Below are 26,419 nucleotides of genomic sequence, written 5' to 3'. Positions count from 1 at the left end.
CCGCTCAAGTTCTTCGGCCGCATACCCGGCACGCCCGACGAGCTGACCTACGCGCGGGATATCCACCGCTATTTCGCCGAGCTCGGCCGCACCTCCAAGCGCGTCCGCTACATGAAGCTGGGAGAGACGGAAGAGGGCCGGGACATCGTCGTGCTCGCGGTCGCCGACGAGGCGGTGCTGGCCAGGCTGGAGGAGAACAAGGGCGCGCTCGCGGCGCTCGCCGACCCGCGCCGGACCGACGAGGCGGAGGCCAAGCGGCTGATCGGCACGACCAAGCCGATCTATTGGCTGACCAGCGGCATCCATTCGACGGAAACGGGTGGGCCGGAAACGCTGATGGAGCTCGCCTACAGGCTGGCGGTCGAGGATTCGGCCTTCATCCGGCACATCCGTGAGAACGTGATCACCTTCATCACGCCGGTGGTCGAGGTCGACGGCCGCGAGAAGATGGTCGACACCCACTATTACGGCAAGACGGGCAAACCGAAACCGCCGCTCGTCTATTGGGGTCGGTACGTTGCGCACGACAACAACCGGGACGGCATGGGCCAGCTGCTGAAGCTCACCCAGGCGATGACGCGCGGGGTGCTGGAATGGCATCCGACCGTGCTGCACGACCTGCACGAGTCGCTTCCCTACCTTTACACCTCCACCGGGTCCGGACCGTACAACCCGTCGCTCGATCCGATCGCGTCGAACGAATGGTGGCTGCTGGCGCAGACGGAGGTCATGGAGATGACCAAGCGCGGCGTGCCGGGCGTCTGGACCTACGGCTTCTATGACGGGTGGGTGCCCAACTACCTGTTCTGGATCGCCAACACGCACAATTCGTTCGGGCGCTTCTACGAGGTGCAGAGCTATGGCCCCGACATCCGGCCGGAAGTGAAACTGGAGGCGGCGTCGACCAGCCGCGAATGGTACCGGCAGAACCCGCCGCTCCCGACCATCAAATGGGGCCCGCGCAACCACGTCAACATCTCGCAATCGGGTGTCCTGATCGCGCTCCACAAGGTGGCGACCGACCGCGCGCTGTATCTTGAGAACTACCGGCTCAAGAACAAGCGCGCGGTGGAGGCGGGGCGCAAGGCGGGCGCGGTTCACGCGTGGATCATCCCTGCCGCGCAGGTCGCGCGGCTGAACGCGGCCGACATGGTCAACACGCTGCGGCGTCAGGGCGTGGAGATCGGCACGGCGAACGCCGCCTTCACCGCGGGCGACGTGTCGGTGGCGGCGGGCGACTACGTCATCCGCGCCGACCAGCCCTACCGGACGCTGCTCGACATGTATCTGGGCGTGCAAACCTACCCCGTGTCGAACCCGCGTCCCTATGACGACACGGGCTGGACGATGCAGCTGATGCGCAACGTTACGCTCCGCGAGGTGCGCGATCCGGCGGTGTTCTTGGCTGCGACGACGCCGATCACCGCCGATATCGCGCCGCGCGGCGTGGTGACGGGGTCGGGACCCGTGATCCTGATCGACCACACCGGCGACAACCAACTCGTCTCCATACGCTTCAGGCTCCGGGGGGCGCGCATGCTCGCGGCGGAGGAGGCGTTCAGCGTCGAAGGGCGGAGTTATGCGGCGGGCACGTTCATCCTGCCGAACGCGAACCGCGCCGAGGTGGAGCGCGTCGTCGCCGAACTGGGCCTGTCCGCGCAAGCGGTGGCGAGCGCGCCCGCCGTCCGATCGCACCCGCTCACCGCCCCGCGCATCGGCCTGATGCATTCCTGGCTTCGCACGCAGGACGAAGGCTGGTGGCGCGCGGCGCTCGACCATCACGGGATTCCCTACGGCTACTTCGCGGATATCCAGGCGCGACGCGGTGGGCTTAGGGCCAAGTACGACGTGATCATCTACCCCACCGTCGGACCGACGGCGCAGGATGCGCTGGCCGGCGTGCCCAAGGACGTAGGGGAGCCGGTGCCGTACCGGAAGACCGCGCTGACGCCGCATCTGGGGCAGCTCGATTCGGCCGACGACATTCGCGGCGGGCTGGGCGTGGACGGGCTCGCCGAGCTGAAGAAGTTCGTGGAGGCGGGCGGGTTGCTGATGGGCGACGGCAGCACCGCCGAGATGCTGGCCGAGTTCGGCGTGGCCCCCGGCGTCACGCTGTCGCGCCCGCCCGAGCTCTATACCAAGGGCGCGATCATGCGCGGGGTGATCGCCGACAAGGCCAGCCCCCTCACCTACGGCTACCGCGGCGAGGCAATGCCGATCTATTTCAGCCAGGCGCCCGTGCTGTCGATCGGGCGGCCCGGGCGACCGCCGTTGACGGGGCAGAACCTGGTCCAGAACCTCACGCCCAACGCGGGCACGTCGACCGCGTCGCCCTGGGAGGCACAGGCGACGTCGGCGAACCGTACGCCCGTACCGAACGCGGTCGCCGGCGCGGCCCCGATCCTGCCGGCGACCCCGGCGGCGGCCAACGCGCAACCGCCCGCGCCCCAGCCCCGGCTGATCATGCGCTTCCCGAGCAAGGCCGACGACATCCTGCTCAGCGGCCTGCTCAGCGGCGGCCAGGCGCTGACCGACAAGGCGTTGATCGTCGACGTGCCCGTCGGGCGCGGGCACATGGTGCTCTATGCCAACCGGCCTTTCTGGCGCTGGCAGACGCAGGGAAGCTATTTCCTGGGCTTCAACGCGATCCTGAACTGGGACCGGCTCGACGCAGGCGCTCCCCCGCCCAAACCCGCGCCGTGATCCCGGGCCCATATCTCCTCTACCTCGGCGACGTGGCCGAACCGCTGGCCGCCAAGACCGCGCGCGGGATCGCGGTGTGGCGGCCGGAGCTCGCGCTCGGCCAGTTCCGGCGCGGCGCGGGCGTCGACCTGGGCCTGCCTGATCTCCAGGTCGAGGATGCCGCCGCGCGTGGTGCCAGGACAATGGTCGTGGGCGTGGCCAATGCGGGCGGGGTCATGTCGGACGCGATGATCGCGGACGTGCTCGCGGCCTTGCGCGCGGGACTGCATGTCGCGAGCGGGCTGCATCAAAGGTTGAACGACCACCCGCAGATCCGGGCCGCGGCGCAGGCGCGCGACCGCCTGCTGTTCGACGTCCGCCGCCCACCCGGGGGGCTGCCGGTCGGCGACGGCCAGCCCCGCGCCGGGCGACGTCTGCTGACCGTCGGAACGGATTGCGCGGTGGGCAAGATGTACACGACGCTGAGCCTCGAGCGCGAGATGCGCGCGCGGGGGCTCCTCGCCGATTTCCGCGCGACGGGGCAGACGGGCATCCTGATCGCAGGGGACGGCATGCCCGTCGATGCGGTCATCGCCGACTTCATCTCGGGTTCGGTCGAACTGCTGTCGCCGCCGCGCGACGATGGGGGGTGGGACCTGATCGAGGGGCAAGGATCGCTGTTTCACCCGGGCTTTGCGGGCGTGTCGCTCGGCCTGCTGCACGGTGCCCAGCCGGACGCGCTGGTGCTGTGCCACGAGCCGGGCCGCGCGCATGTCCGGCACGTGCCGGGCCGGGCGCTTCCCGATCTTCGGACCTGCCTCGATCGCAACCTGGAGGCGGCACGGCTGACCAATCCAGACGTGATCGCGGTCGGCGTGTCGCTCAACACTTCATCGCTCGATCCCGACCAGGGACGCCGGGCGCTAGTGGAAGCGGAAGAGCTGACGGGCCTGCCCGCGCAGGATCCGGTCGCGGACGGGGTCGGCCGGATCGTTGACCGGTTGCTTGCGCAATTCCGGACCGGGTCGGGATAGGAGCACGGCCATATGTTCAGAACAGCTGCAGCCGCTCTTGCGCTCACCTCGGCCAGCACCGCACTCGCCCAGACCGCGCCGAAGCCCGCATCGACTCCCGGCTACGACGTCATCATCCGCGGCGGCACGGTCTTCGACGGCTCGGGCCGTCCCGGCCGCGTCGCGGATGTCGGGATCGTCGGCGACCGCATCGTCGCGGTGGGCGACCTGTCGCGCGAGCGGGCGCGGGTCGAGCGGATCGCGCGCGGCCGCTACGTCACGCCGGGCTTCGTCAGCGTTCACGACCATTCGGTGCCCGACTCCTACGCACGCCCGGTCAACCTCCTCACGCAAGGGATCACGACCGCGATCACCAACCCGGACGGGGGCGGTCCGCTCGATATCGCCAAGCAGCTCGCGCGGCCGCTCGGGCTCAATTACGGCGCGTATATCGGCTTCAACTCGGTCTGGACCGAGGTGATGGGCCAGGAGAACCGCCGCGCGGGTCCGGCCGAGGTCGCGCGGATGGCAGCACTCGTGACCGCAGGCATGCGGGCGGGCGCGTTCGGGCTGTCCGCCGGCCTCGACTACAAGCCCGGTTTCTGGGCGACCACGGACGAGGTGGTCGCCGTGGCGCGGGCGGCCGCGCCCTGGCGGACGGGCTTCACCAATCACGAGCGCGTCCATGCGGGTAACGGTTACAGCTCGATGGCGGGGATGGCGGAGACGGTCGCGATCGGTGGGCGAGCGGGGCTGCAGCCGATCGTCACGCACATGAAGTTGCAGGGCCGCGACCAGGGCAAGGTCGGCCCGGCCTTCGCGCTCGCCCGGGACGCGGCGCGCCTGGGCGTGGTCATGGCCACGGACGCCTACCCCTACACTTTCGGTTCGACGAGCCTGGAGCAGCTGACGATCCCCGCCTGGGCGCAGGATGGCGGGAACGTCGCCATGCTGGCCCGGTTCAAGGATCCAAAGCTTCGCGGCCGCATCGCGGCGGAGACCGAGGACCAGCTGAACGTGCGCTGGGGCGGACCGGGCGGCGTCTACCTGTCCGAGATGCGTCGCGAACTCACGGACGTCATCGGCGAGATGGGCGGCGTCCGCCCGGGCGAGGCGATCATCCGGCTGCTGGAGCAGGGTCGGCGGCGCGTGCTGCTGCGCTTCGGGACGGAGGCCGACCAGGAACGGATCGTCGCCCACCCGCTCACCGCGATGTCGTGCGACTGCGGCGCGACCGCGTCCAAGACGGGCCACCCGCGCAACTGGGGCGCGTTTCCCAAATTCATGGGCCGTTATGTTCGCGAGCGACGGCTGGTCGGCTGGCCGGAGGCGGTGCGCAAGATGACGGCGCTGCCCGCGACCATGATCGGCCTGGCCGAGCGCGGTTACCTGCTGCCCGGCATGATCGCCGACGTGACGGTGTTCGACCCGGCGACCGTGATCGACCGGGCGACGATCGAGGATCCCACCCTGCCCTCGGTCGGCGTCGAGACCGTGCTGGTGAACGGCGTGCTCGCGGTCGATGCCGGACGGGCGACCGACGCGCCCGCCGGCCGGCCCCTCGCCCGGTCGCGGCACGAGCCCGGACGGCCGATGGACCTCCGCGCCGCGCGGATGCTGGCGGTGGACGGGACGCTGCCGGACGGCGTGCGGGTCTCGGCCCGCCTCGCGCAACGTCCCGGCGCGGCTCGGCCGGCCGGGACCGTTCGGGTGACGGGCCTGGCCGGCGGCGCGTTCGCATTCACGCCCGGCATCCTTCAGGCGACGGCCGGCTGGGCGAGCGTCACGGGCGTCGTACGTCGGGCCGACGGCCGCCTGGGCGCGGCGACGCTGTTCGCCGAGGAGGCCGACCCGCAGGCGGACGGTCGGCCGGCTCTGGCGCTGCTGGTGGACGGCAGGCCGATGTTCGACGCGCCGCTCGCGACCGGAACGGTGCGGGTCGGGGCGGCGCGGCGCTAGATGGTCGGCCCACATCACGCGGATGCCTTGCGGGTGACCCCAACGAACCCGCCCGCCTTCCGGTCCGCGCCGCCGGTGCGCGCGGGCTAGAAGTTCACGCGCGCGCCGGCGAGGAAGTAGGTGCCGACGACGTCGTAATGCGCCGTACCCGCGGTCACGAGCGGCGGATCGCGGTCGAACACGTTGTTGACGTTGCCGAACAGCGTGAAGCGATCGGCCACCTTGAACTGCGCCCCGAGATCCAGATAGGTCCGGCTCTTGATCCGGTTGTTGACGAGCGTTGTCGCGAGCGGCGGCTGACTGTCGAACAGACCGCCATCGACATAGCGGACACGCGCATCCAAGCCGAACTCGTCGGTCTGGTAGGTGGCACTGAACGTTCCGCGCCATTCCGGCACGCCCACCACCGTGTTGCCGACGTCGCCCACGCGGTCGATCGCCGACGTGCCATCGTTCGTGATGAACCGGTCGACATAGGTGGCCAGCGCGCGCAGGCGCAGCGAGCCCGCCATGCCCTGGCTCACATCGGACATCTGCAGCAGGTACGCCGCCTCGATGTCGATGCCGCGCGTCTTGAAGCTGGCGATATTCTGCGCGTTGGCGAACACGGTGGTGATCGTGCCCGTGGTATCGCGCACCACGCGGTCGCAGGCCGCCTGATTGCCGTTGACGCAGGCGAGCGTCAGCTGGCTTCCGTTGAGAGTCGTGATCGCGCCTTCGATCTCGATATCGTAATAGTCGACCGACAGATTGAACCCACGCAGGAATCCGGGCGAGTATGACGCGCCGAGAACCAGCGTGTCCGCGCGCTCCTGGTCGAGATCGGGGTTTCCGCCGCTGAAGGTGAACACCTGGGTCGGGGTGCTGTTGTAGTTCGGGTTGGCCGCCGCCCGCCCGGCGCTGTCGCGGTCCGCCACCACGCCAATGGTGGTTCCCCGAGTGGAGAACAGGTTGCCGATGCCCGGCGAACGGATGTCGCGTGACCGGGTGGCGCGGAATAGCAGGTCGTCGAACAGGCGAAGCGTACCGCCGCCCTTCCAGGTCGTGATGCCGCCGCTGGTGCTGAAATCGGAGTAACGGGCCGCGCCGTTCAGGTCCAGCTTGGCCGTTCCCTCGATGTTGAACACGGGCGCTGCGACCTCGACGAAGCCTTCCTTCACCGAGAACTCGCCGCCGAAATCCTGCGCGAACAGCTGGAACCCGAAATAGCCGGGCGTTCGGGTCAGCGGATCGCGCAGCGTGGTCTGCTCCTCCTTGCGGCCCTCCACGCCCACCGCCACGGCTAGCGGGCCGCCCGGCAGCCGGAACACGTCGCCCTGGATCTGGAACCCGAAAGACGTCAGCTTGTTGAGCACACGCTGCGACTGGACGCCGCGTACATAGGCGAGCGATGCGGCCGAGGCCGCACCCGACCCGAGGATGTTGAGCGGCGAGCAGGCGGGGTCGTCGTTGGTCGCGATCGCGTCGGCGTTGACCGCGCATACCGGCTGGCCCGCCGCGCCCGTCACCACGTTGACCGCGCGGGTGTAGTTCGCGGCGATGCGGCTGTCGGTGACGCGCTCGTTGCTCTCGACCTCGCCGTAGCTGCCGTAGGCGTTGAAGGTGAACCGCTCGCCGATATTGCCGTCCACGCCGATCGAGCCTTCGCGGTTCTCGCGCTCCAGATCGAACGTATTCAGGAAGATGTCGTTGAACACGCGGCCGACCGTGAAGTTGGCCTGCCCGGCGGCGGTCAGACGCGCCCGGACTTCCGGCCGGACGAACGGGTTGGCCGCGCTGATCGACTGCGACGACAGGATCAGATCGGGGAAAAACGGGTATGTCGACTTCGCCTTGCCGTACAGGCCCTCCGCATACACCGTCGCGTCGCCTATGTCGTAGCTGACCCGGGCATAACCATTGACCCGCTCGAACGGGCTGGTCCCGTACACGTCGTCATACAGGCCGATCGCGTCCGTTCCGCCGACCCCCAACGCGGCGAGCTGGACGCCGAGGCTGGCGCCTGCCGGCACCGCGGCCACGTTCGCGTTCGGGCCCTGAAACGAGCGGATCGTGCCGTCAGGATTGAAGGTCTGCCCGCCCAGCGCGCCGCCGACCACCACGCCCCCTCCACTGCGGTTGACGTAGTTCACGTCGCGCGCCAGCACGGTGGACAGGTCCGTCGCGCTGGTCGGGTTGACGCGCACGAAATTCGCGCTGCCCAGATTGCGTCTGGAATTGCGGTCGGTGACGCCGCGGTCATCCACATATTCGACACCGGCGATGATGCGCCCGTTCCCGCCGGCGAAGCTCGTGCCGAACTTGGCGTCCGCCTGATACCGCGCCGCATCGCCGCGCGACGACACGCCCGCGGCCCCGCCGACCGACAGGCCGTCGTATTTCGTGTCGAGCAGGATGTTGACCACGCCCGCGACCGCGTTCGATCCCCAAGCGGCAGAAGCGCCGCCCGTCACGACCTCCACGCGCTCGATCAGCCCCGACGGGATCAGGTTCAGATTGCCCTCACCCACGAAGCGGCGGCCGTTGAGCAGCGTCAGCGTCCGGGCCGTGCCCAGCCCACGCAGATCGACGGGCGCGGTGCCGCTCGAAGTGTTGCCCACCGACACGGCGGGGCTCACGGTGGCGCGGAACTGCGGCTGATCGTTCAACACCTGCGCGATGTTCGCGCGCGCGCCCTGGCGCAGTTCGACATCGCCGATGACGGTAGTGGGCGTCGGCTGGTCGAAGCCGGCGCGCGCGATGCGCGAGCCGGTTACCGTGACCTCGTTCTCGTCACCGCTCTCGCCCGCGCCCGCCTGTTCGGACGGTGTGGCGCCCGGGTCGGGCTGCCCCGTCACCTGAGCCGTCGCGGGCACCGCGTGAGCGAGCGTCAGCGCGGAGCTCGCGAGCAAGATAAAGCGGCCGGTCCTCATGATCATCCCCCTTTACCGGTCCGTCATCGACCGGCCTTGATTCGGTGTGCGGCGCGAGTCCCCCCGGGACGCTTCTTCAAAGAAAGAGCGGAGCGCCGATCCGATCCGATCCGATCCGATCGTGAGACAATCATGTTTCAATATTTCCGGCAAGAGAATATATCCTGAATAGGATTACGGCCTCCAGGTGTGGCGAAATTACGCCAATGATGGTCGACAGGCAGGTGATCCGGCCGGTCGTCGACCGCTGTTCAGCCGCCCCAGGTCGCCGTCAGCAGCCGCTGGAAATTGCCGCCCAGCACCAGCGCGATCTCCGCATCGGAGAAGCGCCGGCGGATCAGTTCCTCGGTCAGGTCGTAGATGCGCAGCGGATGGTCGAAGCCGTCGACATCGATCTTTTCGCGGAAGCCGTAGCTCGCCTTGTACGCGCCCCGGAGACGCTTGTTATATGCGGGTGGGGTATCGTCATAGCCGTTCAGGTCGCTGTCCGAGCCGATGCCGACATGATCGATGCCGACCAGCTTCCTGACATGGTCGACGTGATCGACATAATTGACGATCGTGACGGGATCCGTCCTGCTGACGAAATTCCGCACCCCCGTGATCCCCATCACGCCGCCCTTCGCCGCCAGCGCGCGGATCGCCTCGTCAGTCTTGGCGCGCGGGTGGCCCGCGACCAGCGCACGGCAATTGCTGTGCGTGAACGCGATCGGTCGGGGCGACATCGCCACCGCGTCCAGCGTGGTCCGGTCGCCCGAATGCGACACGTCGACGAGCATGCCCGCATCATTCATGGCCTTGACGATCGACTCGCCGAAATCGCTTACGCCGCCATCGATCCGATCGGTCGAGCCCGAGCCGATGCGGTTCTGGCTGTTGTAGGTCAGCTGCGCGCACCGGAGGCCGATCTCGTGAAAGAACTTGACGTCCTCGGGCCGCTGGAACTGGTCGGCGTTCTGCAACCCCATGATGACCGCGCATCGGCCGTCGCGCTTGGCGCGGACTAGGTCCGCGGCTTTGTCGACCGCGGTGAAGACATGGCTGTTGCGGGCGGCAAAGTTGCCCCAGATGCCGAGAAAAGTCAGCGCGCTCTCGCGAGCGTTCGGCCCGCCGATCCCCACCGCGTGATGGAAACCGGTGACGCCGCTGCCCCGGAACTCGGCGACGTCCCGGTCGCTCAGCGGCTTGGTGTAGAAGTCGGGACCCATGTCGATCTTGATCGGGCCCAGCATGTCGATGACCAGCAACCGCCGCACCAGATCGACCGCGCGCCGGGAATAGCGGCGAGGCGAGGCGGCGTGCACCTGAAATTCGCCGACATTGATCATGGGAAACGCCGTCAGTGCGAGTGCGCTGCCCATCACGTTCCGACGCGTCACCCCGACCATGCGGCCCTTCCCTTTCCTTTTCTCATGGGGAAAGTGTCAGCCTGTCCGGACGACGTCAATGGACGATCGGGGAAGGGATCGGGCCGGAAATCTCCCCCGCCCGTGACGCTCCCCGGTCAGGGACGGGAACGCAGTCCTTCGAGGCACAGGCGCGCATGTCGGGAACGATCGCCCATCTCGAGCGGCTCGACCGCGAGCTGGAGCCGACCGCGCGTCGCCGGTCGCGCGCCATCCGGCCGATCGCGGCGTCCTCGCCTGGGCGGGCCGTTTCTACGCCGTCGAGACCATGGAGGCGCTGGGGCTGGCCGACCGAGGCGGCCCCTTGCTCCTCGGCGCGTGCCGTCACGATACCGCGGACGAGGTCGACGCGGCGCCGGCCGCCCTGGGGAGCCGACGAGCCGAGCGGCCCGACACCGACTGCTTTATACGTTGACGACAAGCCTGATTGGGATAACGATCGTCCCGATTGGAATAATCATCAGCGATCGACCGCAAGGTGCGGGGCGGGATCAAGCGCGGGGAGTGCTGTCGCATGAGGTTCCTGAAGACGATGATGGCGGGCGTGCTGGCGATGGTCGGCGGAATCGCGCCGGCGCAGGACGGGGGCGAACTCGCGCCGGCGCTGGCCCCGCCCATCATGGCGCCGGCCGACCGGCCCGCGCCGGTCGCGACGGTGACGCCGCCGGGCGCCGCGATCGGCGGATCGCTCACCAGGACCGATGTGGACGCGTGGCTGGACGGCTTCATGCCCTACGCGCTGAGTTCGGGCGACATCGCCGGGGCGGTCGCGGTGGTGGTGAAGGACGGCCGGATCCTCACCCAGCGCGGCTACGGCTATGCCGACCTGGCGTCGCGTCGGCCGGTGGATCCGGAGCGTACGCTGTTCCGACCCGGCTCCGTATCGAAGCTGATCACCTGGACGGCGGTGATGCAGCAGGTCGAGCGCGGCCGCATCGACCTCGACGCCGACGTGAACCGCTATCTCGATTTCCGCATCCCGCCGCGCGACGGCAAGCCCATCACCATGCGCCAGATCCTGACGCACACGGCCGGGTTCGAGGATCGCGCCAAATATCTGATCACCTACGACCCCGCGCAGACCTACGCGCTCGACGCCTATCTGAAGCTCTGGACGCCCAAGCGCATCTTCGCGCCCGGCACGACTCCCGCCTATTCGAACTGGGCCACGACGCTCGCCGGATACATCGTCCAGCGCGTCAGCGGCGTGCCGTTCGACGACTATGTCGAACGACGTATCTTCCGGCCGCTCCGCATGACGCATTCCAGCTTCCGCCAGCCGCTCCCGCCCAAGCTCCGGCCGTTCATGTCGACGGGCTATTCCCAGGCGTCGGTGGAGCCGAAGGGGTTCGAGTTCGTCAACCCCGCCCCGGCCGGCAGCATGTCGGCGAGCGGCGCCGACATGGCACGCTTCATGATCGCGCACCTGAACGATGGCGCGGGCCTGATGCGGCCCGAGACCGCGCGGCTGATGCACCGGACGGCGACCATGTCGCTTCCGCCGCTCAACCGCATGGCGCTCGGCTTTTTCGAGACCAACGCGAACGGCCGGCGCGTGATCGGGCATCTGGGCGACCTGCAGGCGTTCCATACGTCGCTGCACATCCTGCCGGGCGAGAATGTCGGCATCTACCTGTCGGTCAACAGCGGCGGCAAGGAGGGCGCGGCCGGCCGGGTCCGCGCCGCGTTCTTCCAGGACTTCATGGACCGCTACTACCCCGGCGGCCCCGGCGACGGTCGCGTTGATCCGAAGCTCGCCGCCGAGCACGCCCGTATGATGGCCGGGAACTGGACCGGCAGCCGACGGATCGAGACCGGCTTCCTGCGTGCGGTGTACGGGCTGACCGGTCAGACCACCGTCAGCGTGGGGCCCAAGGGCGAGCTGGTCATACCCGAGCTCACCGACGCCGGCGGCGCGGTACGCAAATGGGTGGAGATCGCTCCGTTCGTCTGGCGCCAGGTCGGCGGCGAGGATCGGCTCGCGGCTCAGGTGGTCGACGGCAAGGTGGTCCGGTGGAGCTTCGACATGGTGTCGCCCTTCACCGTCTTCGACCGGGTTCCCGCGGCAAGGTCCGCGACCTGGATCTCACCGCTTCTCTATGCGGGCATCGCCGTCCTGCTCCTGACTTTCCTCCATTGGCCGGTGTCCGCGCTGGTCCGGCGCAACTATAAGGTGCCGCTCGCGGTCGAGGGCGAGTCGCGCTCGGTCTATCGGTGGCTGCGCGCCCTTGCGGGCCTGACGATCGCGGTGCTGATCGGCTGGGCGATCGCGGTCAGCGTGCTCTTCTCCGACCTGTCCAAGCTCGGCGCCGTCGACGCGTTGCTGTGGCTGCTGCAGATCGCCGGACTGCTGGTGTTCGTCGGCATCGTCATGTTCGCCGCCTGGAACGTGGCGCTTGCCTGGCGGCATCGGAGGCGCTGGACGTCCAGGCTGTGGGCGGTGCTGGTCCTTCTCGCGGCGCTGACGGCGATGTACGTCGCCGTCGCCTTCGGGCTGGTCGCGATGACCGTGGACTTTTGATGGCGCGCCTGAAGATGGGGGTCGCGACGGAGACGCTGCGATTGGTCGAGCCTTTCCGTATCGCCGGTCATGTGTTCGAGGACGTGGACGCGCTGGTCGTGACGCTGAGCGACGGCGCTCACCGCGGTCGCGGCGAGGCGGCGGGTGTCTATTATCTGAACGACGACCTGCCCGAGATGCTCGCGGCGTTGGACGGCGCGCGTGACGCGGTCGAAGCGGGACCGACGCGTAAGGAACTACGCCGGCTCCTTCCGCCGGGCGGCGCGCGCAACGCGGTCGACTGCGCCTTGTGGGAACTGGAAGCGGCGCGAAGCGGCCGACCGGTCTGGGCGCTGGCGGGCCTGCCGGAGCCCCGACCGTTGCGCACCACCTTCACCGTGGGCGCGGGCGCGCCGGAGGACATGGCGACCAAGGCCCAGAAATTCGCGCACGCCAAGTCGATCAAGGTCAAGCTGACCGGCGATCTCGATCTCGATCTCGAGCGCGTCCGCGCCATCCGTGCCGCGCGGCCGGACGTCTGGCTGGGCGTTGACGGCAACCAGGGATTCGCCGCCGACGCGCTGGACCTGCTCGTCGCGGGCCTGCGGGCGCACGACGTATCTCTGCTCGAACAGCCGCTGGCGCGTGGGCGCGAGGCCGATCTCGACGGCTTCAACTCGCCCATCCCGATCGCGGGCGACGAGAGCCTGCTCTCGCTGAAGGACTTGGCGAGCGCGCCGGGGCGCTTCGACGTGGTCAACATCAAGCTCGATAAATGCGGCGGGCTGACCGAGGGATTGATGATGGCCGCCGAGGCGCGCCGGCTCGGGCTCGGCGTGATGGTCGGCACCATGGTCGGCACCAGTCTCGCCACCGCGCCCGGTTTCGTGCTCGGGCAGTTGGCCGACCTGGTCGACCTGGACGGGCCCACCTTCCTGGCCGCCGACCGGTCGCCGAGCGTCACCTACGAAGGCGGCGAGCTGTTCGCCGGACCCGGGGTCTGGGGGAGCCCGCAAGCGGTTCCGGCATGACGACCGCCGTCATGGCCGCGCCCGCGTCCGCACCATCCCCCTGGTTCGGGCAGCCGCGGGGACTCACGATCCTGTTCCTCACCAACATGTGGGAACAGTTCTCCTATTTCGGCATGCGCGCGCTCTTGGTCTTCTACATGACCAAGGAGCTGCTGCTAAGCCAGGAGCGGTCGTCCTTCATCTACGGAGCCTACACCGCCTGCGCCTACTTCACGCCGATCGTCGGCGGCGTGATCGCCGACCGCTATCTGGGCAAACGGCGCGCGGTGATCGCGGGCGCGTCCATCATGGCGGTGGGTCACTTCATGATGGCGTTCGAGCCGCTCTTCTACGTCGCGCTCGCCACCATCGCGCTGGGCAACGGGCTGTTCCTGCCGAGCCTGCCGAGCCAGATCAACGATCTGTACGCGGCGGACGACCCGCGGCGCGGATGGGCCTACAACGTCTATTATCTCGGCATCAATGTCGGCGGCTTCCTGGCGCCGCTGATCTGCGGGACGCTGGGCGAGCTGTATGGCTGGCATTACGGCTTCGCCGCCGCCGGCATCGGCATGGTCGCCGGGCTCGTCATCTACGTAGCGGGTCGGCGTTATCTCCCGCCCGAGCCCGACCGGGGCAAAGCGGCGCGTGCGGCGGCCGGACATTCCATGTCGCTCGGCCGGTCCACGCTCGCGCTGCTCGTCGCGGTGGCGCTGTGCGTCACGCTTTTCCGGGGAGCATACGAGCAGGTGGGGAACACCGTGGCGCTATGGACCGACACGGGGGTGGACCGCACGATCAGCGGATACGTCGTGCCGATGACGTGGTTCATCTCCCTGAACCCGCTGTTGGTGATGCTCATGACGCCGTTCCTGCTCGCGCGCTGGCGACGGCGCGCCGAGGCGGGCCATGTGTCGCCGGCGGCGCGCAAGATGGCGATGGGCGCGCTGATCGTGGCTGCGGCCTATCTGCTGCTCGCGGCCGCCGCCTGGACCGCGGGCAGCGGCCGCGCGGACTGGCCGTGGCTCGTCGCCTTCTTCGTCGTGTTCACGCTCGGCGAACTGTACATACTGCCGACCGGCCTCGGACTGTTCGCGCGCGTCGCGCCGCCGGGCGCAGGCGCGACCACGGTCGCCGCCTGGTACCTCGCCATCTTCGCGGGCAGCCTGTCGGCCGGGCTTGTGGGCACGTTCTGGAGCAGCATGCCGCGGCCCGTCTATTTCGCGATGCTGGCCGCCATCGCGGCGGCGGCCGCGCTGCTTCTGGGATGCCTGAACCCGTTGGAGAAGCGGATCGAGGCGGAGAGGCGCGGGGCGGGTGAAAACGATTGACAATTCTCTGTCTGGGACGAACATTAGCCTGATCGGGACTGATGGTAGGCGCCACGGACGCCGATCCTGATCATGGGAGGGTAGTAGGGTGGGCACCGACAGATACGCGCTACTCGCCGCGACGGCGATGGTGAGCATGATCGCCGCGCCCGCCCGGGCGGCGGATCCGAATCCGACCGGCGCCGCGGCCCAGACGGGTGCCCAAGGGCGCGCTGGCGACGATGTCGGCTCGGCGCGGACCGAGTCGACCGATGACGCCGGGGCGGGCCAGAGCGAGAACGTGATCGTCACCGCCCAGAAGCGCGAGCAGTCGCTGATCGACGTGCCGCAGTCCGTCAGCGTCGTATCGGGCGCGACGCTGGAGCGGCAGCAAGCCACCAACTTCCAGGACTATCTGAAGCTGGTGCCCGGCCTGCAACTCAATCAGGACACGCAAGGCGTCGGGCGGTTGATCCTGCGCGGCATCAATACGGGCGGCGTCGCGTCCACCGTGGCCGTCTATGTCGACGAGACCACCTTCGGCTCCAGCAGCGGCCAGGCAAACGGCGCGATCCAGGCGGGTGATTTCGACACGTTCGACGTCGCCCGGATCGAGGTGCTGCGCGGCCCGCAGGGCACGCTCTACGGCGCGAGTTCGCTGGGCGGCGTGCTCAAGTTCGTCACCAACGCTCCCCAAACCGACTCGATCGAGGCGCGCGGCCGCGCCAGCGTGGAGACGGTGGACGGCGGCGACCTGTCCTATTTCGGCAGCGCTTTGGTGAACCTTCCGGTGGGCGACAAGCTCGCGATCCGCGCCACGGGCTTCTACCGTAAGTTCGGGGGATTCATCGATTCGGTCGGCACGGGCGGCTCCGACACGGAGCGCAACATCAACGATTCGAGGAGCTATGGCGGCCGCGGCTCGCTGTTGTTCAAGCCTTCGGATGCGTTCTCGGTACGCCTGACCGCGTTCGTGCAGAATATCGAGAACGACGCCTCCACGACGGTCGAAAGCGACTTCTTCGGGGCGAACACGCTGTTCGATCGCCGGACCCAGTCGCAGTTCGTGCCCGAGTTCACCGACGTCAGGTACCGGGTCTATAGCGGCGTCGCGTCGCTCGATCTGGGCTTCGCGGACTTGATCAGCGCGACGAGCTACAGCACGATCGAGCAGCGTTTCCGCACGGACCTCACGACCCAGTTCAGCCCGATCGTGGAGGCCGTGTTCGAGGTCCCGAACGAGTTCCTGCTGAACCAGACGACCGAGGTGAAGCGCTTCACGCAGGAGGTGCGGCTGCAGTCGGCCGTCAGCGACACATTCGAGTGGCTTCTCGGCGGCTTCTACACGCGCGAAAAGGGGGAGATCGACCAGGCCTTCGCGGCGGTGAACCCCGGAACGCTCACCCCGGTCGCGGGGCTGCCGCTGCTCGGCACGGCGCTGGTTCCGTCGCGCTACCGCGAGATCGCGGGCTTCGCTAACGCCACCGTACATCTCGGTGAGCGGTTCGATCTCACCTTCGGCGGACGTTATAGCGAGAACAAGCAGCGCGCGTCGACGATCTCCGACGGCGTGCTCGCGGGCGGGCCGAGCACGCTGCCGACGGCGCGCTCGACGGAGGACGTGTTCACTTACTCGGTCGCGCCCAAGTTCAAGCTGAACGACCGCTCCGCGATCTACGCGCGGGTAGCCAAGGGATACCGCCCCGGCGGGCCGAACGTACTGCCGCCGAACCCTCCGGCCGACACTCCCCGGACGTTCGACTCCGACACGGTCGTCAGCTACGAGGTCGGGATCAAGGCGGAGACCGCCGATCGCGGCTTTTCGATCGACCTCGCCGCGTTTCATATTGATTGGAACGACATCCAGCTGTTCGCCGTCGTGAACGATTTCGGCATCAACACCAACGGCGGCAAGGCGCGAAGCGATGGCGTAGAGTTCACCGCGACCCTTCGACCGACCACCGGCTTCAACCTCTCGGTCAACGGTGCGTACACCGATGCCAAGCTGCGCGACGACGCGCCGCCCCTCGTCGGCGGTCTGGATGGCGATCGCCTGCCCTTCACGCCGAGATATTCGATCGGCGTGAACGGCGATTACGAATGGTCGCTCGGCGGCGACGCGCGCGCCTTCGTGGGAAGTTCGCTCCGCTTTCTGTCCGATCAGCCCGGCGGCTTCGACCCGGAATACAGCGCCGAGTTCGGCCGTCAGCGTTACCTGGAGGCATACGAGGTGGTCGACTTCCGCGCAGGCGTCGATTTCGGACGGTTCTCGATCGAAGCATACGCCCGAAACGCAACCAACAGCGAAGGCAAGACTTCGGCGGGCGTGCTGGGCAACGTGCCCGGCGGTGCCATCCAGACCGGGATCGTCCGTCCCCGCTCGTTCGGTCTTACGCTCGGCGCGGGGATTTAGGCGGGTGACCACCGCCGAAGCGATCGCTCGGCGCCGCGCTGTCGCGAAGGAAGCCGACCGGCTTCCCTCCCCCTATCTCCTGTTCCTGGGCGACGTCGACGATCCGCGTTTCGCCAAGACGGCGTTCGGGCTGAAGGACTGGGCACCCGAGCGCTGCGTCGGCGAGTGGGCGTCGACGACGGGCGGCCTGTCGGTCGGGTTGCCGGCCATGCGTCCCGCCCAGGCGCACGCCGCCGGGGCCCGCTCGCTGCTGATCGGGGTCGCCAATATCGGCGGCGTCGTTCCCGACGCCTGGATCGCGCCGATCCTGGAGGCGCTGGAGGCGGGGCTCGACGTGGTGGCCGGGCTTCATGTCCGCCTGGGCGATGTGCCCGAGTTGCGGGACGCGGCCGAGCGGTGCGGGCGCAGGTTGGTGGATGTCCGGGTGCCACCGCCGGGCCTGCCCATCGCGACCGGCCGCCGTCGGTCGGGCAAGCGCCTGCTGACCGTCGGCACCGATTGCGCGCTCGGCAAGAAATACACCGCGCTGGCGATCGCGCGCGCTCTGGCGACGCGCGGCCTGGCCGCCGACTTCCGCGCCACGGGCCAGACCGGCATTATGATCGCGGGCGGCGGCATCCCGATGGACGCGGTCGTCTCCGATTTCGAGGCGGGCGCCGCCGAGTTGCTCAGTCCCGACGCGCATCCGGGTCACTGGGACGTGATCGAGGGCCAGGGCTCGTTGTTCCACCCCGCCTACGCCGCGGTGTCGCTGGGGCTGCTGCACGGCAGCCAGCCGGACGTGCTGGTCGTCTGCCACGAGGTCGGGCGCACCGAGATCCTCGGCTATCCCGGTTTCGCCGTTCCCGCCATCGAGGAGGCGATCGCGCTCAACCTCCGGCTGGGGCGGTTGACCAACCCGGCCGTCCGGTGCGGCGGCATCAGCCTGAACACCTCGGGCTTGGACGCCGCCGCGGCCGACGCGTTGCTCGCCAGCGAGGGCGAGCGGCTCGGGTTGCCCGTCGCCGATCCCATTCGCGGTGGCCCGACGTTCGAGCGTCTGGTCGACGCCTGCCTGGGGTCCGCGTGAGCGAAGCGCGCGCGAACCGGTTCCAGCGCTACCTGCTGCCCGGCTTCGCCTTCAAGGCGGTGGTGATCGGCGGCGGATACGCCACGGGTCGCGAGCTGGCCGAGTTCTTCCTGCCGTCCGGGCCCTGGGGCGGGCTTGCCGGCATGATCCTGGCGACGATCGTCTGGAGCGTCGTCTGCGCCGCCACCTTCGCCTTCGCGCTCAAGGTCGGGGCGTATGACTATCGCACGTTCTTCCAGGCCCTGCTCGGCCCGGGCTGGATCGCCTTCGAGATCGCCTATCTGCTGTTCGTGATCCTGATCCTCGCGGTCTTCGGGGCGGCGGCGGGCGCGATCGGGGCGGCCACGTTCGGGTTGCCGCCGATCGCCGGCACCCTGGCGCTTGCCGCCGCGATCGCGCTGTTCGCCGGATTCGGCAACGCGTCCGTCGAGCGACTGTTCAAATGGGTGACGTTCCTGCTCTACGGCGTCTACGCGCTGTTCCTCCTGCTCGCGCTGTCGGCGTTCGGCGACGCGATCCCCGCCGGGTTCGCGCGGAGCGGGACGAGCGACGGGTGGGCGCTCGGCGGCCTGACCTACGCCAGCTACAACGTGGTGGGCGCGGTCGTGATCCTGCCAGTGCTGCGGCACCTGACCCGCACCCGCGAGGCGGTGGCGGCGGGGCTGGTCGCGGGACCGCTGGCGATGGCGCCCGCCATCCTGTTCTTCGCATGCATGGCCGCCTTCTATCCGGGCATCGCCGACGAGACGCTGCCGTCGGACGTGATGCTGCGCGCGCTGGGCGCACCCTGGTTCCAGTTCCTGTTCCAGCTGATGATCTTCGCCGCGCTGCTGGAAAGCGGCACGGGCGCGGTGCATGCCGTCAACGAACGGATCGCGGCGGCGTGGCGCGTCCGCCGCGGGCGCGATCTGTCGCACCGCGCCCGGGCGGGGCTGGCGGCGGCGTTGCTGATCGGCTGCATCTTCGTCGCGGACCGGTTCGGGCTCGTCACGCTGATCGGCGGCGGCTACCGCGCGCTCGCCTGGACGATCTTCGCGATCTACCTCGCGCCGCTCATGACCGTGGGGCTGTACCGGCTGTTGCGGCGCTGACGGGCTGGCATTTGCCGTAACCGGGCCCGCGGACCGCGCGTCCAGGCGTCGCGCCCGTATGCTCGCCGTCGCGGAGCACCTGGACGCCGTTGACGAACACATGGCGCATGCCGACCGAATATCGGTGCGGCTTCTCGAACGTGGCGCGGTCACCGACCGTCGCGGGATCGAAGATGGCGAGATCGGCATAGTGGCCTACCCGGATCGCGCCACGGTCGGTCAGGCCCAGATTGCCCGCCGGCAGCGAGGTCAGACGCCGCACCGCCTCTTGCAGCGGGATCACCTTTTCGTCCCGCACATAGCGGCCGAGCAGCCGCGCGAAATTGCCGTAGGTGCGGGGATGCGAACCCGACTTCAGGAACACGCCCTCCGCCGCCTGGCTCGACCCGTCCGAACCGAAGCTCATCCAGGGAAGCGCGACCTGTCGGCGGACATTCTCCTCGTCCATCAGGAAATAGACCGTGCCGACGCGCGAGCCGTCGCGCATCACCAGCTCCATCGCGGTTTCCTCCGGCGACTTGTTCCAGAGCTTCGCGACTTGCGCCAACGTCTTGCCGGCAAGGGGCTTGAGCGCGTCCGTCTTGAACTCCGCCAGAAGCATGCCCTCGGGCCCCGCGCCCAGATACAGGTTCTCCCAATCGGCGCCCGGCCGCTTCATCTCGGCCGCCACGCGCGCGCGGACGGCGGGGTCGCCCAGCCGCTTCACCCATGCTTCCAGCCCGCCATCCTGCACCCAGAGCGGCATCGCGGCGTCCAACCCCGTCGCGCCCGCCGTGTAGGTGTACATGTCGGCCGTGATCCGAAGGCCCGCCGCGCGCGCCGCCTCCACCCGCCGGATGACCTCGGCCAGCTTGCCCCAATTTGCCCGACCCGCTTGTTTCAGGTGATAGATCTCCGCCTTGGCGCCCGAGCGTCGCGCGATCTCGATAAGTTCGTCCACCGACCGTGTCAGCCGGTCGCCCTCCGAGCGCATGTGGCTGATGTACCCGCCGCCGCAGCGCGCCGCCTCCGTCGTCAGCGCGACCAGCTCGTCGGTCTCGGCGAACGAGCCCGGCGCATAGATTAGCGAGCTGCCCACGCCCATCGCGCCCTCGTTCATGGCCTGGCGGACCAGCGTGCGCATCCGGGCGAGCTGCGCGGGGCTCGGATCCACGTCGCCCTCGCCCAGTTCGTGAATGCGCACGGTCGCCGCGCCGACATAGCTCGCGACGTTGTGCGACACGCCCCTCCGCTCCAGCGTCTCAAGATATTGGCCCAGCGTGGTCCAGCTGATCGGGTATTTCAGATCGCCTTGCCGCTCGAGAGCCAGCCTCCTCATTTCCCGGTTCAGCGGGCCCATCGACCAGCCCTCGCCCATGACCTCCAGGGTCACCCCCTGCCGGATGTCGCTCTGCCCGCGCCCGTCGACGAGCAGCGACTCGGTCGCCCAGCTCAGCATGTTGATGAAGCCCGGCGCGACCGCCAGGCCGCGCGCGACGATCTCGCGCGCTGCGCGTCCCGCGATCGTCGGACCGACTGCGACGATGCGACCGCCGCGAACGGCCACGTCGCCCCGGAAAGGCGCGCGGCCTTCGCCGTCATAGATCGTCCCACCCCGTACGATCACGTCGAACGGCGTACCCGCTTGTGCGTCGAGCCGCGCCGCCGCCCCGGCGGTAAGCAGCGTCGCCGTAGATGCGAGAAGCGCGATCAGCCTGCGCATACTTTCTCTCCTGTCTTCGTTGGCTGTTTTCCGATCGTGTCACGGAACGTTCGACACTAGGCTTTCGGAAATCGGTTGGCCATCGGTCAGGCGGCAGACAAGTCGGGACGGGCACGTCTCCGGTCTGCTAGGACCCGCCAAGGTGTGGTCGACGGTCGATATCGACTATGCTCGCGGCAACTCCGACTGCGTCTTCGAGGCCCGCCTAAGCAACACCGTCGTCGATTTTGGTCGTAGTGGCAGCAGAAAGAATCCTTCGCCGTGTCCAACGCCTCCCCGACGCTGGGAAAACTTCTCCGCAGCCTGCGCGATCGCAAGGGCTGGACCCTTAAGCAGATGAGCGAGCATTGCGGCATCCCGCTCTCGACCCTCTCGAAGGTCGAGCACGACCGGCTCACGCTCACCTACGACAAGCTGCTCCAACTCAGCCGCAAGCTCGGGCTTCGCATGTCGGAACTCTTCGCTGAGGAGGGTGAGGAGACCGCGCAGACCGTCACCGCGCGCCGGAGCGTCGGCGACCTCGACCACGCCGTGCGCGTGGAGACGCCGAATTACGATTATTTCTATCTCTGCACGGAGCTGCGCCGCAAGCGGATGATCCCGGTCATCACGACCATCCGCGCCAAGTCGCTCGAACAATTCGGCGAGCTGGTCCGTCACGCTGGCGAGGAATACGTCTACGTGCTCAAGGGCCGCGTCGCCGTCCACACGCAATTCTACGATCCGATGATCCTTGAACAGGGACAGTCGGTCTACATCGACTCCAACATGGGCCATGCCTACCTCGCCGGCGACGGATGCGAGGAGGCGGAGGTCTTGGGCGTGATGTCGAGTGCCGACGAGGAACTCATGCAGTCGCTGCTGATCATTCACGAGGAACGCAAACGCGCCGCCGAGCCGGTCGTCGCAAAGCCGCGACGGGGTGTATCCGGCGAGAACAAGACCGCGCGGCCGCGTCGCAAGGTAGGCTGATCCTACGATCCAGCCGCCGCACAGCCGAAGAGGCGACTTTCATCGATAAGCGCGCATAGCGACGATCCTGTTTATGCGGCATCCGGAAACCGGTCGGGCAGCGGCGCGGGAGCGATCGTTCTGCCCTACCCGCGTGGCCCAGCTTTTCAGCACTCATGAATATCGACGTGCAACGACCGCCGAACCGCGCATAAGGCGGTATGACCGCGATCTTCATTTTGGGTGGCGCGCGTTCCGGCAAGAGTCGCAGGGCCCTGACCATCGCCGATGCGCTCCCAGGATCCCGGACGTTTATCGCTACGGCTCAGGCCTACGACGAAGAGATGATCGAGCGCGTCGCGCGCCACCGGGCGGAACGCGATAAACGCTGGAATACGGTCGAGGCACCGGTCGACCTGCATGCCGCGATCGCCGACGCGAAGGTCGAGCATGACTTGCTGCTGGTCGACTGCCTCACCCTGTGGCTTTCCAATATGATGCTTGGTGGTCATGATGTCGAACGGGCCACGCGATCGCTGCTGGATCAGATGATCGCACCCCGGTCGGGCACGCTGCTGCTCGTTTCCAACGAAGTCGGCATGGGGCTGGTGCCCGAAACGCCGCTCGGCCGCGCGTTCCGGGACGAGCAGGGGCGGCTCAACCAGCGGGTCGCGGCCCTCGCCGACCGGGTGGAGTTCGTCGTCGCCGGTCTGCCGCTCACGCTGAAGGGTTAAAGGGCCAGCGCCGCCGCCAACCGCATCGGACCCGCATCGTCGGCGGGCAGTCCGATCCGGAGATGGTGTGGCAGGTCGGCGAACCGGCGGACATAGATTCCCGCCCCGGCGAGCGTCGCCCACCGCGCATGCGCGTCGGGAGCGTGCACGAACCGGAATAGCGACGTCCCGCCCACGATCGTCAACCCGCCGCGTTCCAGCACCGCGTCGAGCGAACCGGCCGCGCCGACAAGCCGGTCGGTCGTTTCGCGCCGCCACCGATCGTCGGCATAGGCGGTCACCCCCAGGCTAAGCGCCGGCCCCGATACGCCCCATTGCCCGATCAGCGGACGCAGCCCGTCCAATATGTCGGACGGCCCGAGCACCGCCGCGAGCCTCAACCCCGCCAAACCGTAGAATTTGCCGAACGATCGCAGCACGATCAGCCCTGCCCGGCCGGCATGCGCCGCCACGGACAGGTGCGGCGCGACCTCGGCGAACGCCTCGTCGACGATCAGCCAGCTACACCGTGCCGCCTGGATATCGGCCGCTGCGAGCACCGCGTCCCGCGGGACGGCGCGGCCGTCCGGATTGTTGGGATTGCACAGCACGACCGCCTCCGGCCGGGCGGCCAGCGCCGCATCCAGCGTCGGCACCGCCCGGACCGATCGGCCCGCAGCCGCCCAAGCCCGGGCGTGGTCGCCGTAAGTGGGCGACACGATCGCGACGCTCGCCGCGACCAGGACCAGCGGCAAGAGGCCGATCGCGAGTTCGCTGCCCGGCACCGGCAGGATGGCGGCCGCCTCGGCACCGAACGCGCCGGCCATCGCGCCGATGCACCCCGCGCGCGCCTCGTCGGTCGGCAGCCGCGACCAGGCTTCAGGCTCGATCGCGCTCACGGGGTAGGGCCAGGGATTGATCCCGGTCGACAGGTCGATCCACGGTTCCGGGGCGGCGGGAAACGTCGCGCGCATCGCGCCCAGCGCGCCGCCGTGGAGAAGATCGCCGCTCACGCGAACGTCGCCGCGGCGAGCAGGCCCGCCGCGAGCAGAACGGCACGCACCGCGACCGACAGCGCCCGTCCGATCGCCGCCGCGTCAGGATCGGTGCCCGCCGGATTGAGCCAGGGTTCGTCGGCCATCCGGTCACCGTAGCGGCGCGGACCCGACAGACGGATGCCGAGCGCGCCCGCCATCGCCGCCTCCGGCCAGCCGGCGTTCGGCGAGCGGTGCCGCCGCGCATCGCGCCAAGCGATCCGGGCGGCTGCCCACGACCATGCCGCCGCCGCTATCAGTCCGGCCGTCAGCCGCGCCGGTATCAGGTTCGCGAGGTCGTCGAGCCGAGCCGCGAACCCGCCGAACGCCTCGTGCCGCGCGGTCCGGTGCCCGATCATGGAGTCCAGCGTATTGATCGCCTTGTACGCCGCGATACCCGGTAGCCCGGCGACCGCACCCCAGAACAGGGGGGCGACGACGCCGTCGGACAGGTTCTCGGCCAGGCTCTCGATCGCGGCGCATGCCACCCCGGCCTCGTCGAGCAGCGTCACGTCACGCCCGACTATCCGGGCGACCGCCGTCCGTCCCGCCGCGATCCCGTCATGCTCGATCGCGCGGCGGACCGCATCGACATGCACATACAGACCGCGCGCGGCGACCAGCGTCGCAGCGGCGGCGATCTCCAGCCCGATCCCGATCGGCCCCGGAACCGCCGCGACGGCCAGCGCGGTGCCGACCGCAACCGTCACCACGGCGATCGTCGCCACTATTCCCAGCAGATAGCGGACGGCCGGTCCGAAACCCGGTCGGTTGAGCGTGGCGTCGAGCCGGTCGACGAACGCGCCCAACCAGCTCACCGGATGGCCGATTCGGCGATGGACCGCATCCGGCCAGCCCAGCACTCCTTCAAGCGCAAGCGCCGCCAACATGGTCGCGGCATGCATCGTCACGCATCCGGACTCCAGCCGGGCGCGCGCGCCGCCGCGAAAAGCGCGTCGACATCGACCGCACGGGCGATCCCGTCGGCGACCTCATCGAGCGCCGCCTCCACGGCGTCGTCATAGATGAGCGGCGAGGGCGCGACACCGAGCCGATCGAGCCAGGCCCGGCGGAAGTCGTCGTCCACGAACAATCCGTGGACGTACGTTCCCTCGATCAGGCCACCGATCGCGCCGTCGGGGCCGTCCTCCAGCGTCAGCATCGGTCGCTCCAGCGCCGCGCCCGTCGTTCGGCCGGAGTGGATTTCATAGCCGCTCACCGACGCGCCCGTCCGCGCGCAGCGGCCCGCTACGGGGCGGACACGCTTGCCCGGCAGCATCTCGGTCTCGATGTCGAGCAGTCCCAGCCCCGCCGCCTCGCCGGGCGGGCCCTCGATCCCGCGCGGATCGCGGATGACGCGGCCGAGCATCTGGAACCCGCCGCACACCCCCAGCACGCGGCCGCCGGTGCGGGCATGCGCCAGGATGTCGTGGTCCCACCCTTGCGCGCGCAGGAAGGCGAGGTCGGCGATCGTCGACTTGGTCCCGAACAGGATCACCGCGTCCGCGTCGCGGGGGATCGGCCGCCCGGGCGGGATGAAGTCGAACTCGACGCCCGGCTCCGACCGCAGCGGGTCGGCATCGTCGAAATTGGCGAGCCGCGACAACATCGGCGCGACGATCTTCACGCCGCCCCCGCGCCGCGCGACGGGGCGCTCCAGCACGACCGCGTCCTCCGCGGGCAGGCGCGCGGCGGCATCCAGCCAGGGGATCACGCCGAAGCAACGCCACCCGGTCGCCCGCTCGATCGCGAGGACGCCTGCGTCGAACAGCGTCGCGTCGCCGCGGAACTTGTTGATCGCGAAGCCGACGATCATCGCGGCGTCGGCAGGGTCGATCACCGCGCGGGTGCCGACCAACGCCGCGCTGACGCCGCCCCGGTCGATATCGCCCACCAGTACCACCGGCACCCCCGCCGCCCGCGCGAAACCCATATTGGCGATGTCGCGGGCGCGCAGGTTGACCTCGGCCGGGCTGCCCGCGCCCTCGACGATCACCAGGTCATGCGCGGCCGTCAGCCGCGCGAAGCTGTCGAGCACGGCGGGCAGCAGGCGCCGCCGCCCGGCCATGTAGGCGGCGGCGTCCTCCGTCCCGATCGCGCGGCCATGGACGATCACCTGCGCGCGGGCGTCGCTCTGCGGCTTGAGCAGCACCGGGTTCAAATCGACATGCGGCGCGATCCCTGCTGCGCGCGCCTGCAGCGCTTGGGCGCGGCCGATCTCGCCCCAGGAACCGTCGGCGTCCGCGCAGGCGGCCGCGTTATTGGACATGTTCTGCGGCTTGAACGGCGCGACCGACAAGCCGCGCCGCTTCGCGATCCGGCACAGCCCGGCGACGAGCAGCGACTTGCCGACGTCCGAGCCCGTCCCCTGCACCATCAGGGTGCATGCGGTCACGCGGGACCGTCGATCAGCACGCGCCCGCCTTCGACCCGCGCCGCGACGCCGTACACGTCGGCGATGCGCGCGGGCGTCAGCGTGTCGGCGACCGGGCCGTCGGCGACGATCGCGCCCTCCGCCATCCACACCAGCCGGTCGGCATAGCGCGCGGCGAGGTCGAGGTCGTGGAGGACCACCAAGGCCCCGCCCCCTCCCACGAACCCGTCGACATGGCCGCGCAGCAGCCTCAGCACACGGTGCTGGGCGCGCGGATCGA

The 26,419-nt window shown here is 69.1% G+C and carries 17 protein-coding genes and 1 pseudogene; 11 read left to right on the top strand and 7 right to left on the bottom strand.

Features of this window, described 5'->3' with window-relative positions:
• From ACFE7F_RS09455 to ACFE7F_RS09445, 3 genes are all read left to right on the top strand, one after another.
• A partial coding sequence (locus tag ACFE7F_RS09455) for a M14 family zinc carboxypeptidase (RefSeq protein ID WP_375403604.1) occupies window positions 1-2,703 on the top strand: 2,703 nt, incomplete at its 5' end.
• A 32-nt stretch (window positions 2,704-2,735) separates the two neighbouring features.
• A complete protein-coding gene (locus ACFE7F_RS09450) occupies window positions 2,736-3,716 on the top strand; it encodes a DUF1611 domain-containing protein (protein WP_375403603.1) in 981 nt (326 codons plus the stop codon).
• 12 nt (window positions 3,717-3,728) lie between these two features.
• A complete protein-coding gene (locus tag ACFE7F_RS09445; RefSeq protein ID WP_375403602.1) occupies window positions 3,729-5,654 on the top strand; it encodes an amidohydrolase family protein in 1,926 nt (641 codons plus the stop codon).
• Window positions 5,655-5,740: 86 nt separating this feature from the next.
• Here the strand turns inward: ACFE7F_RS09445 and ACFE7F_RS09440 are convergent, their stop codons facing one another.
• Both ACFE7F_RS09440 and ACFE7F_RS09435 read right to left on the bottom strand, forming a co-directional pair.
• A complete protein-coding gene (locus ACFE7F_RS09440) occupies window positions 5,741-8,566 on the bottom strand; it encodes a TonB-dependent receptor plug domain-containing protein (protein ID WP_375403601.1) in 2,826 nt (941 codons plus the stop codon).
• A 251-nt stretch (window positions 8,567-8,817) separates the two neighbouring features.
• Entirely contained in the window at window positions 8,818-9,954 is a 1,137-nt protein-coding gene (locus ACFE7F_RS09435; protein WP_375403600.1) for a dipeptidase, read from the bottom strand.
• 532 nt (window positions 9,955-10,486) lie between these two features.
• Here ACFE7F_RS09435 and ACFE7F_RS09430 point away from each other — a divergent pair.
• The 6 genes from ACFE7F_RS09430 to ACFE7F_RS09405 all read left to right on the top strand — a co-directional run bounded on the left by ACFE7F_RS09430 (window position 10,487) and on the right by ACFE7F_RS09405 (window position 19,365).
• Window positions 10,487-12,493, top strand: a complete 2,007-nt coding sequence (locus ACFE7F_RS09430; RefSeq protein WP_375403599.1) for a serine hydrolase domain-containing protein — start codon at window positions 10,487-10,489, stop codon at window positions 12,491-12,493.
• Window positions 12,493-13,503, top strand: a complete 1,011-nt coding sequence (locus tag ACFE7F_RS09425) for a dipeptide epimerase (RefSeq protein WP_375403598.1) — start codon at window positions 12,493-12,495, stop codon at window positions 13,501-13,503. The genes ACFE7F_RS09430 and ACFE7F_RS09425 overlap by 1 nt, the downstream gene beginning before the upstream one ends.
• On the top strand, window positions 13,500-14,813 hold the full coding sequence (locus ACFE7F_RS09420; protein ID WP_375403597.1) for a peptide MFS transporter: 1,314 nt from the start codon (window positions 13,500-13,502) through the stop codon (window positions 14,811-14,813). Before ACFE7F_RS09425 ends, ACFE7F_RS09420 begins: the two co-directional genes overlap by 4 nt.
• A gap of 88 nt (window positions 14,814-14,901) precedes the next feature.
• The gene (locus tag ACFE7F_RS09415) at window positions 14,902-17,205 is read left to right on the top strand and encodes a TonB-dependent receptor (protein WP_375403596.1); all 2,304 of its coding nucleotides are present in this window, start codon (window positions 14,902-14,904) and stop codon (window positions 17,203-17,205) included.
• 4 nt (window positions 17,206-17,209) lie between these two features.
• Window positions 17,210-18,274 carry a DUF1611 domain-containing protein gene (locus ACFE7F_RS09410; protein ID WP_375403595.1) on the top strand — a complete coding sequence of 355 codons (1,065 nt, stop codon included), beginning with the start codon at window positions 17,210-17,212 and terminating at the stop codon, window positions 18,272-18,274.
• Window positions 18,271-19,365 carry a hypothetical protein gene (locus ACFE7F_RS09405; RefSeq protein ID WP_375403594.1) on the top strand — a complete coding sequence of 365 codons (1,095 nt, stop codon included), beginning with the start codon at window positions 18,271-18,273 and terminating at the stop codon, window positions 19,363-19,365. The genes ACFE7F_RS09410 and ACFE7F_RS09405 overlap by 4 nt, the downstream gene beginning before the upstream one ends.
• Here the strand turns inward: ACFE7F_RS09405 and ACFE7F_RS09400 are convergent.
• A complete protein-coding gene (locus tag ACFE7F_RS09400; RefSeq protein ID WP_375403593.1) occupies window positions 19,328-21,067 on the bottom strand; it encodes an amidohydrolase family protein in 1,740 nt (579 codons plus the stop codon). The genes ACFE7F_RS09405 and ACFE7F_RS09400 overlap by 38 nt on opposite strands.
• Before the next feature lie 261 nt (window positions 21,068-21,328).
• Between ACFE7F_RS09400 and ACFE7F_RS09395 the strand changes: the two genes are divergently transcribed.
• Window positions 21,329-22,039, top strand: a complete 711-nt coding sequence (locus ACFE7F_RS09395; RefSeq protein WP_375403592.1) for a helix-turn-helix domain-containing protein — start codon at window positions 21,329-21,331, stop codon at window positions 22,037-22,039.
• A gap of 200 nt (window positions 22,040-22,239) precedes the next feature.
• On the top strand, window positions 22,240-22,752 hold the full coding sequence (gene cobU, locus ACFE7F_RS09390; protein WP_375403591.1) for a bifunctional adenosylcobinamide kinase/adenosylcobinamide-phosphate guanylyltransferase: 513 nt from the start codon (window positions 22,240-22,242) through the stop codon (window positions 22,750-22,752).
• On the opposite strand, the gene cobD is transcribed toward cobU, so the two are convergent.
• The 4 genes and pseudogenes from cobD to ACFE7F_RS09370 form a co-directional block, all read right to left on the bottom strand.
• Complete coding sequence (gene cobD, locus ACFE7F_RS09385; RefSeq protein WP_375403590.1) at window positions 22,749-23,744, bottom strand: threonine-phosphate decarboxylase CobD; 996 nt, start codon at window positions 23,742-23,744, stop codon at window positions 22,749-22,751. The genes cobU and cobD overlap by 4 nt on opposite strands.
• Entirely contained in the window at window positions 23,741-24,670 is a 930-nt protein-coding gene (cbiB, locus tag ACFE7F_RS09380; protein WP_375403612.1) for an adenosylcobinamide-phosphate synthase CbiB, read from the bottom strand. Before cbiB ends, cobD begins: the two co-directional genes overlap by 4 nt.
• Window positions 24,671-24,672: 2 nt before the next feature.
• On the bottom strand, window positions 24,673-26,142 hold the full coding sequence (locus tag ACFE7F_RS09375; RefSeq protein WP_375403611.1) for a cobyric acid synthase: 1,470 nt from the start codon (window positions 26,140-26,142) through the stop codon (window positions 24,673-24,675).
• Window positions 26,143-26,156: 14 nt separating this feature from the next.
• Window positions 26,157-26,419: pseudogene (locus tag ACFE7F_RS09370) on the bottom strand (ABC transporter ATP-binding protein); the annotation flags it as partial.

The sequence above is a fragment of the uncultured Sphingomonas sp. genome (assembly GCF_964235535.1).
Taxonomy (GTDB): domain Bacteria; phylum Pseudomonadota; class Alphaproteobacteria; order Sphingomonadales; family Sphingomonadaceae; genus Sphingomonas.
Note: the sequence above shows the minus strand (reverse complement) of the source record. Positions and strands in the feature narration are given on the sequence as shown.

Excerpts from the sequence above, each read along its gene's own strand:
- cobU (WP_375403591.1), top strand. The coding sequence starts at position 22,240 with ATGACCGCGATCTTCATTTTGGGTGGCGCGCGTTCCGGCAAGAGTCGC.
- ACFE7F_RS09420 (WP_375403597.1), top strand. The coding sequence starts at position 13,500 with ATGACGACCGCCGTCATGGCCGCGCCCGCGTCCGCACCATCCCCCTGG.
- ACFE7F_RS09435 (WP_375403600.1), bottom strand. The coding sequence starts at position 9,954 with ATGGTCGGGGTGACGCGTCGGAACGTGATGGGCAGCGCACTCGCACTG.
- ACFE7F_RS09445 (WP_375403602.1), top strand. The coding sequence starts at position 3,729 with ATGTTCAGAACAGCTGCAGCCGCTCTTGCGCTCACCTCGGCCAGCACC.
- ACFE7F_RS09375 (WP_375403611.1), bottom strand. The coding sequence starts at position 26,142 with ATGGTGCAGGGGACGGGCTCGGACGTCGGCAAGTCGCTGCTCGTCGCC.
- cbiB (WP_375403612.1), bottom strand. The coding sequence starts at position 24,670 with ATGCATGCCGCGACCATGTTGGCGGCGCTTGCGCTTGAAGGAGTGCTG.
- ACFE7F_RS09440 (WP_375403601.1), bottom strand. The coding sequence starts at position 8,566 with ATGAGGACCGGCCGCTTTATCTTGCTCGCGAGCTCCGCGCTGACGCTC.
- ACFE7F_RS09430 (WP_375403599.1), top strand. The coding sequence starts at position 10,487 with ATGAGGTTCCTGAAGACGATGATGGCGGGCGTGCTGGCGATGGTCGGC.
- ACFE7F_RS09425 (WP_375403598.1), top strand. The coding sequence starts at position 12,493 with ATGGCGCGCCTGAAGATGGGGGTCGCGACGGAGACGCTGCGATTGGTC.
- ACFE7F_RS09400 (WP_375403593.1), bottom strand. The coding sequence starts at position 21,067 with ATGCGCAGGCTGATCGCGCTTCTCGCATCTACGGCGACGCTGCTTACC.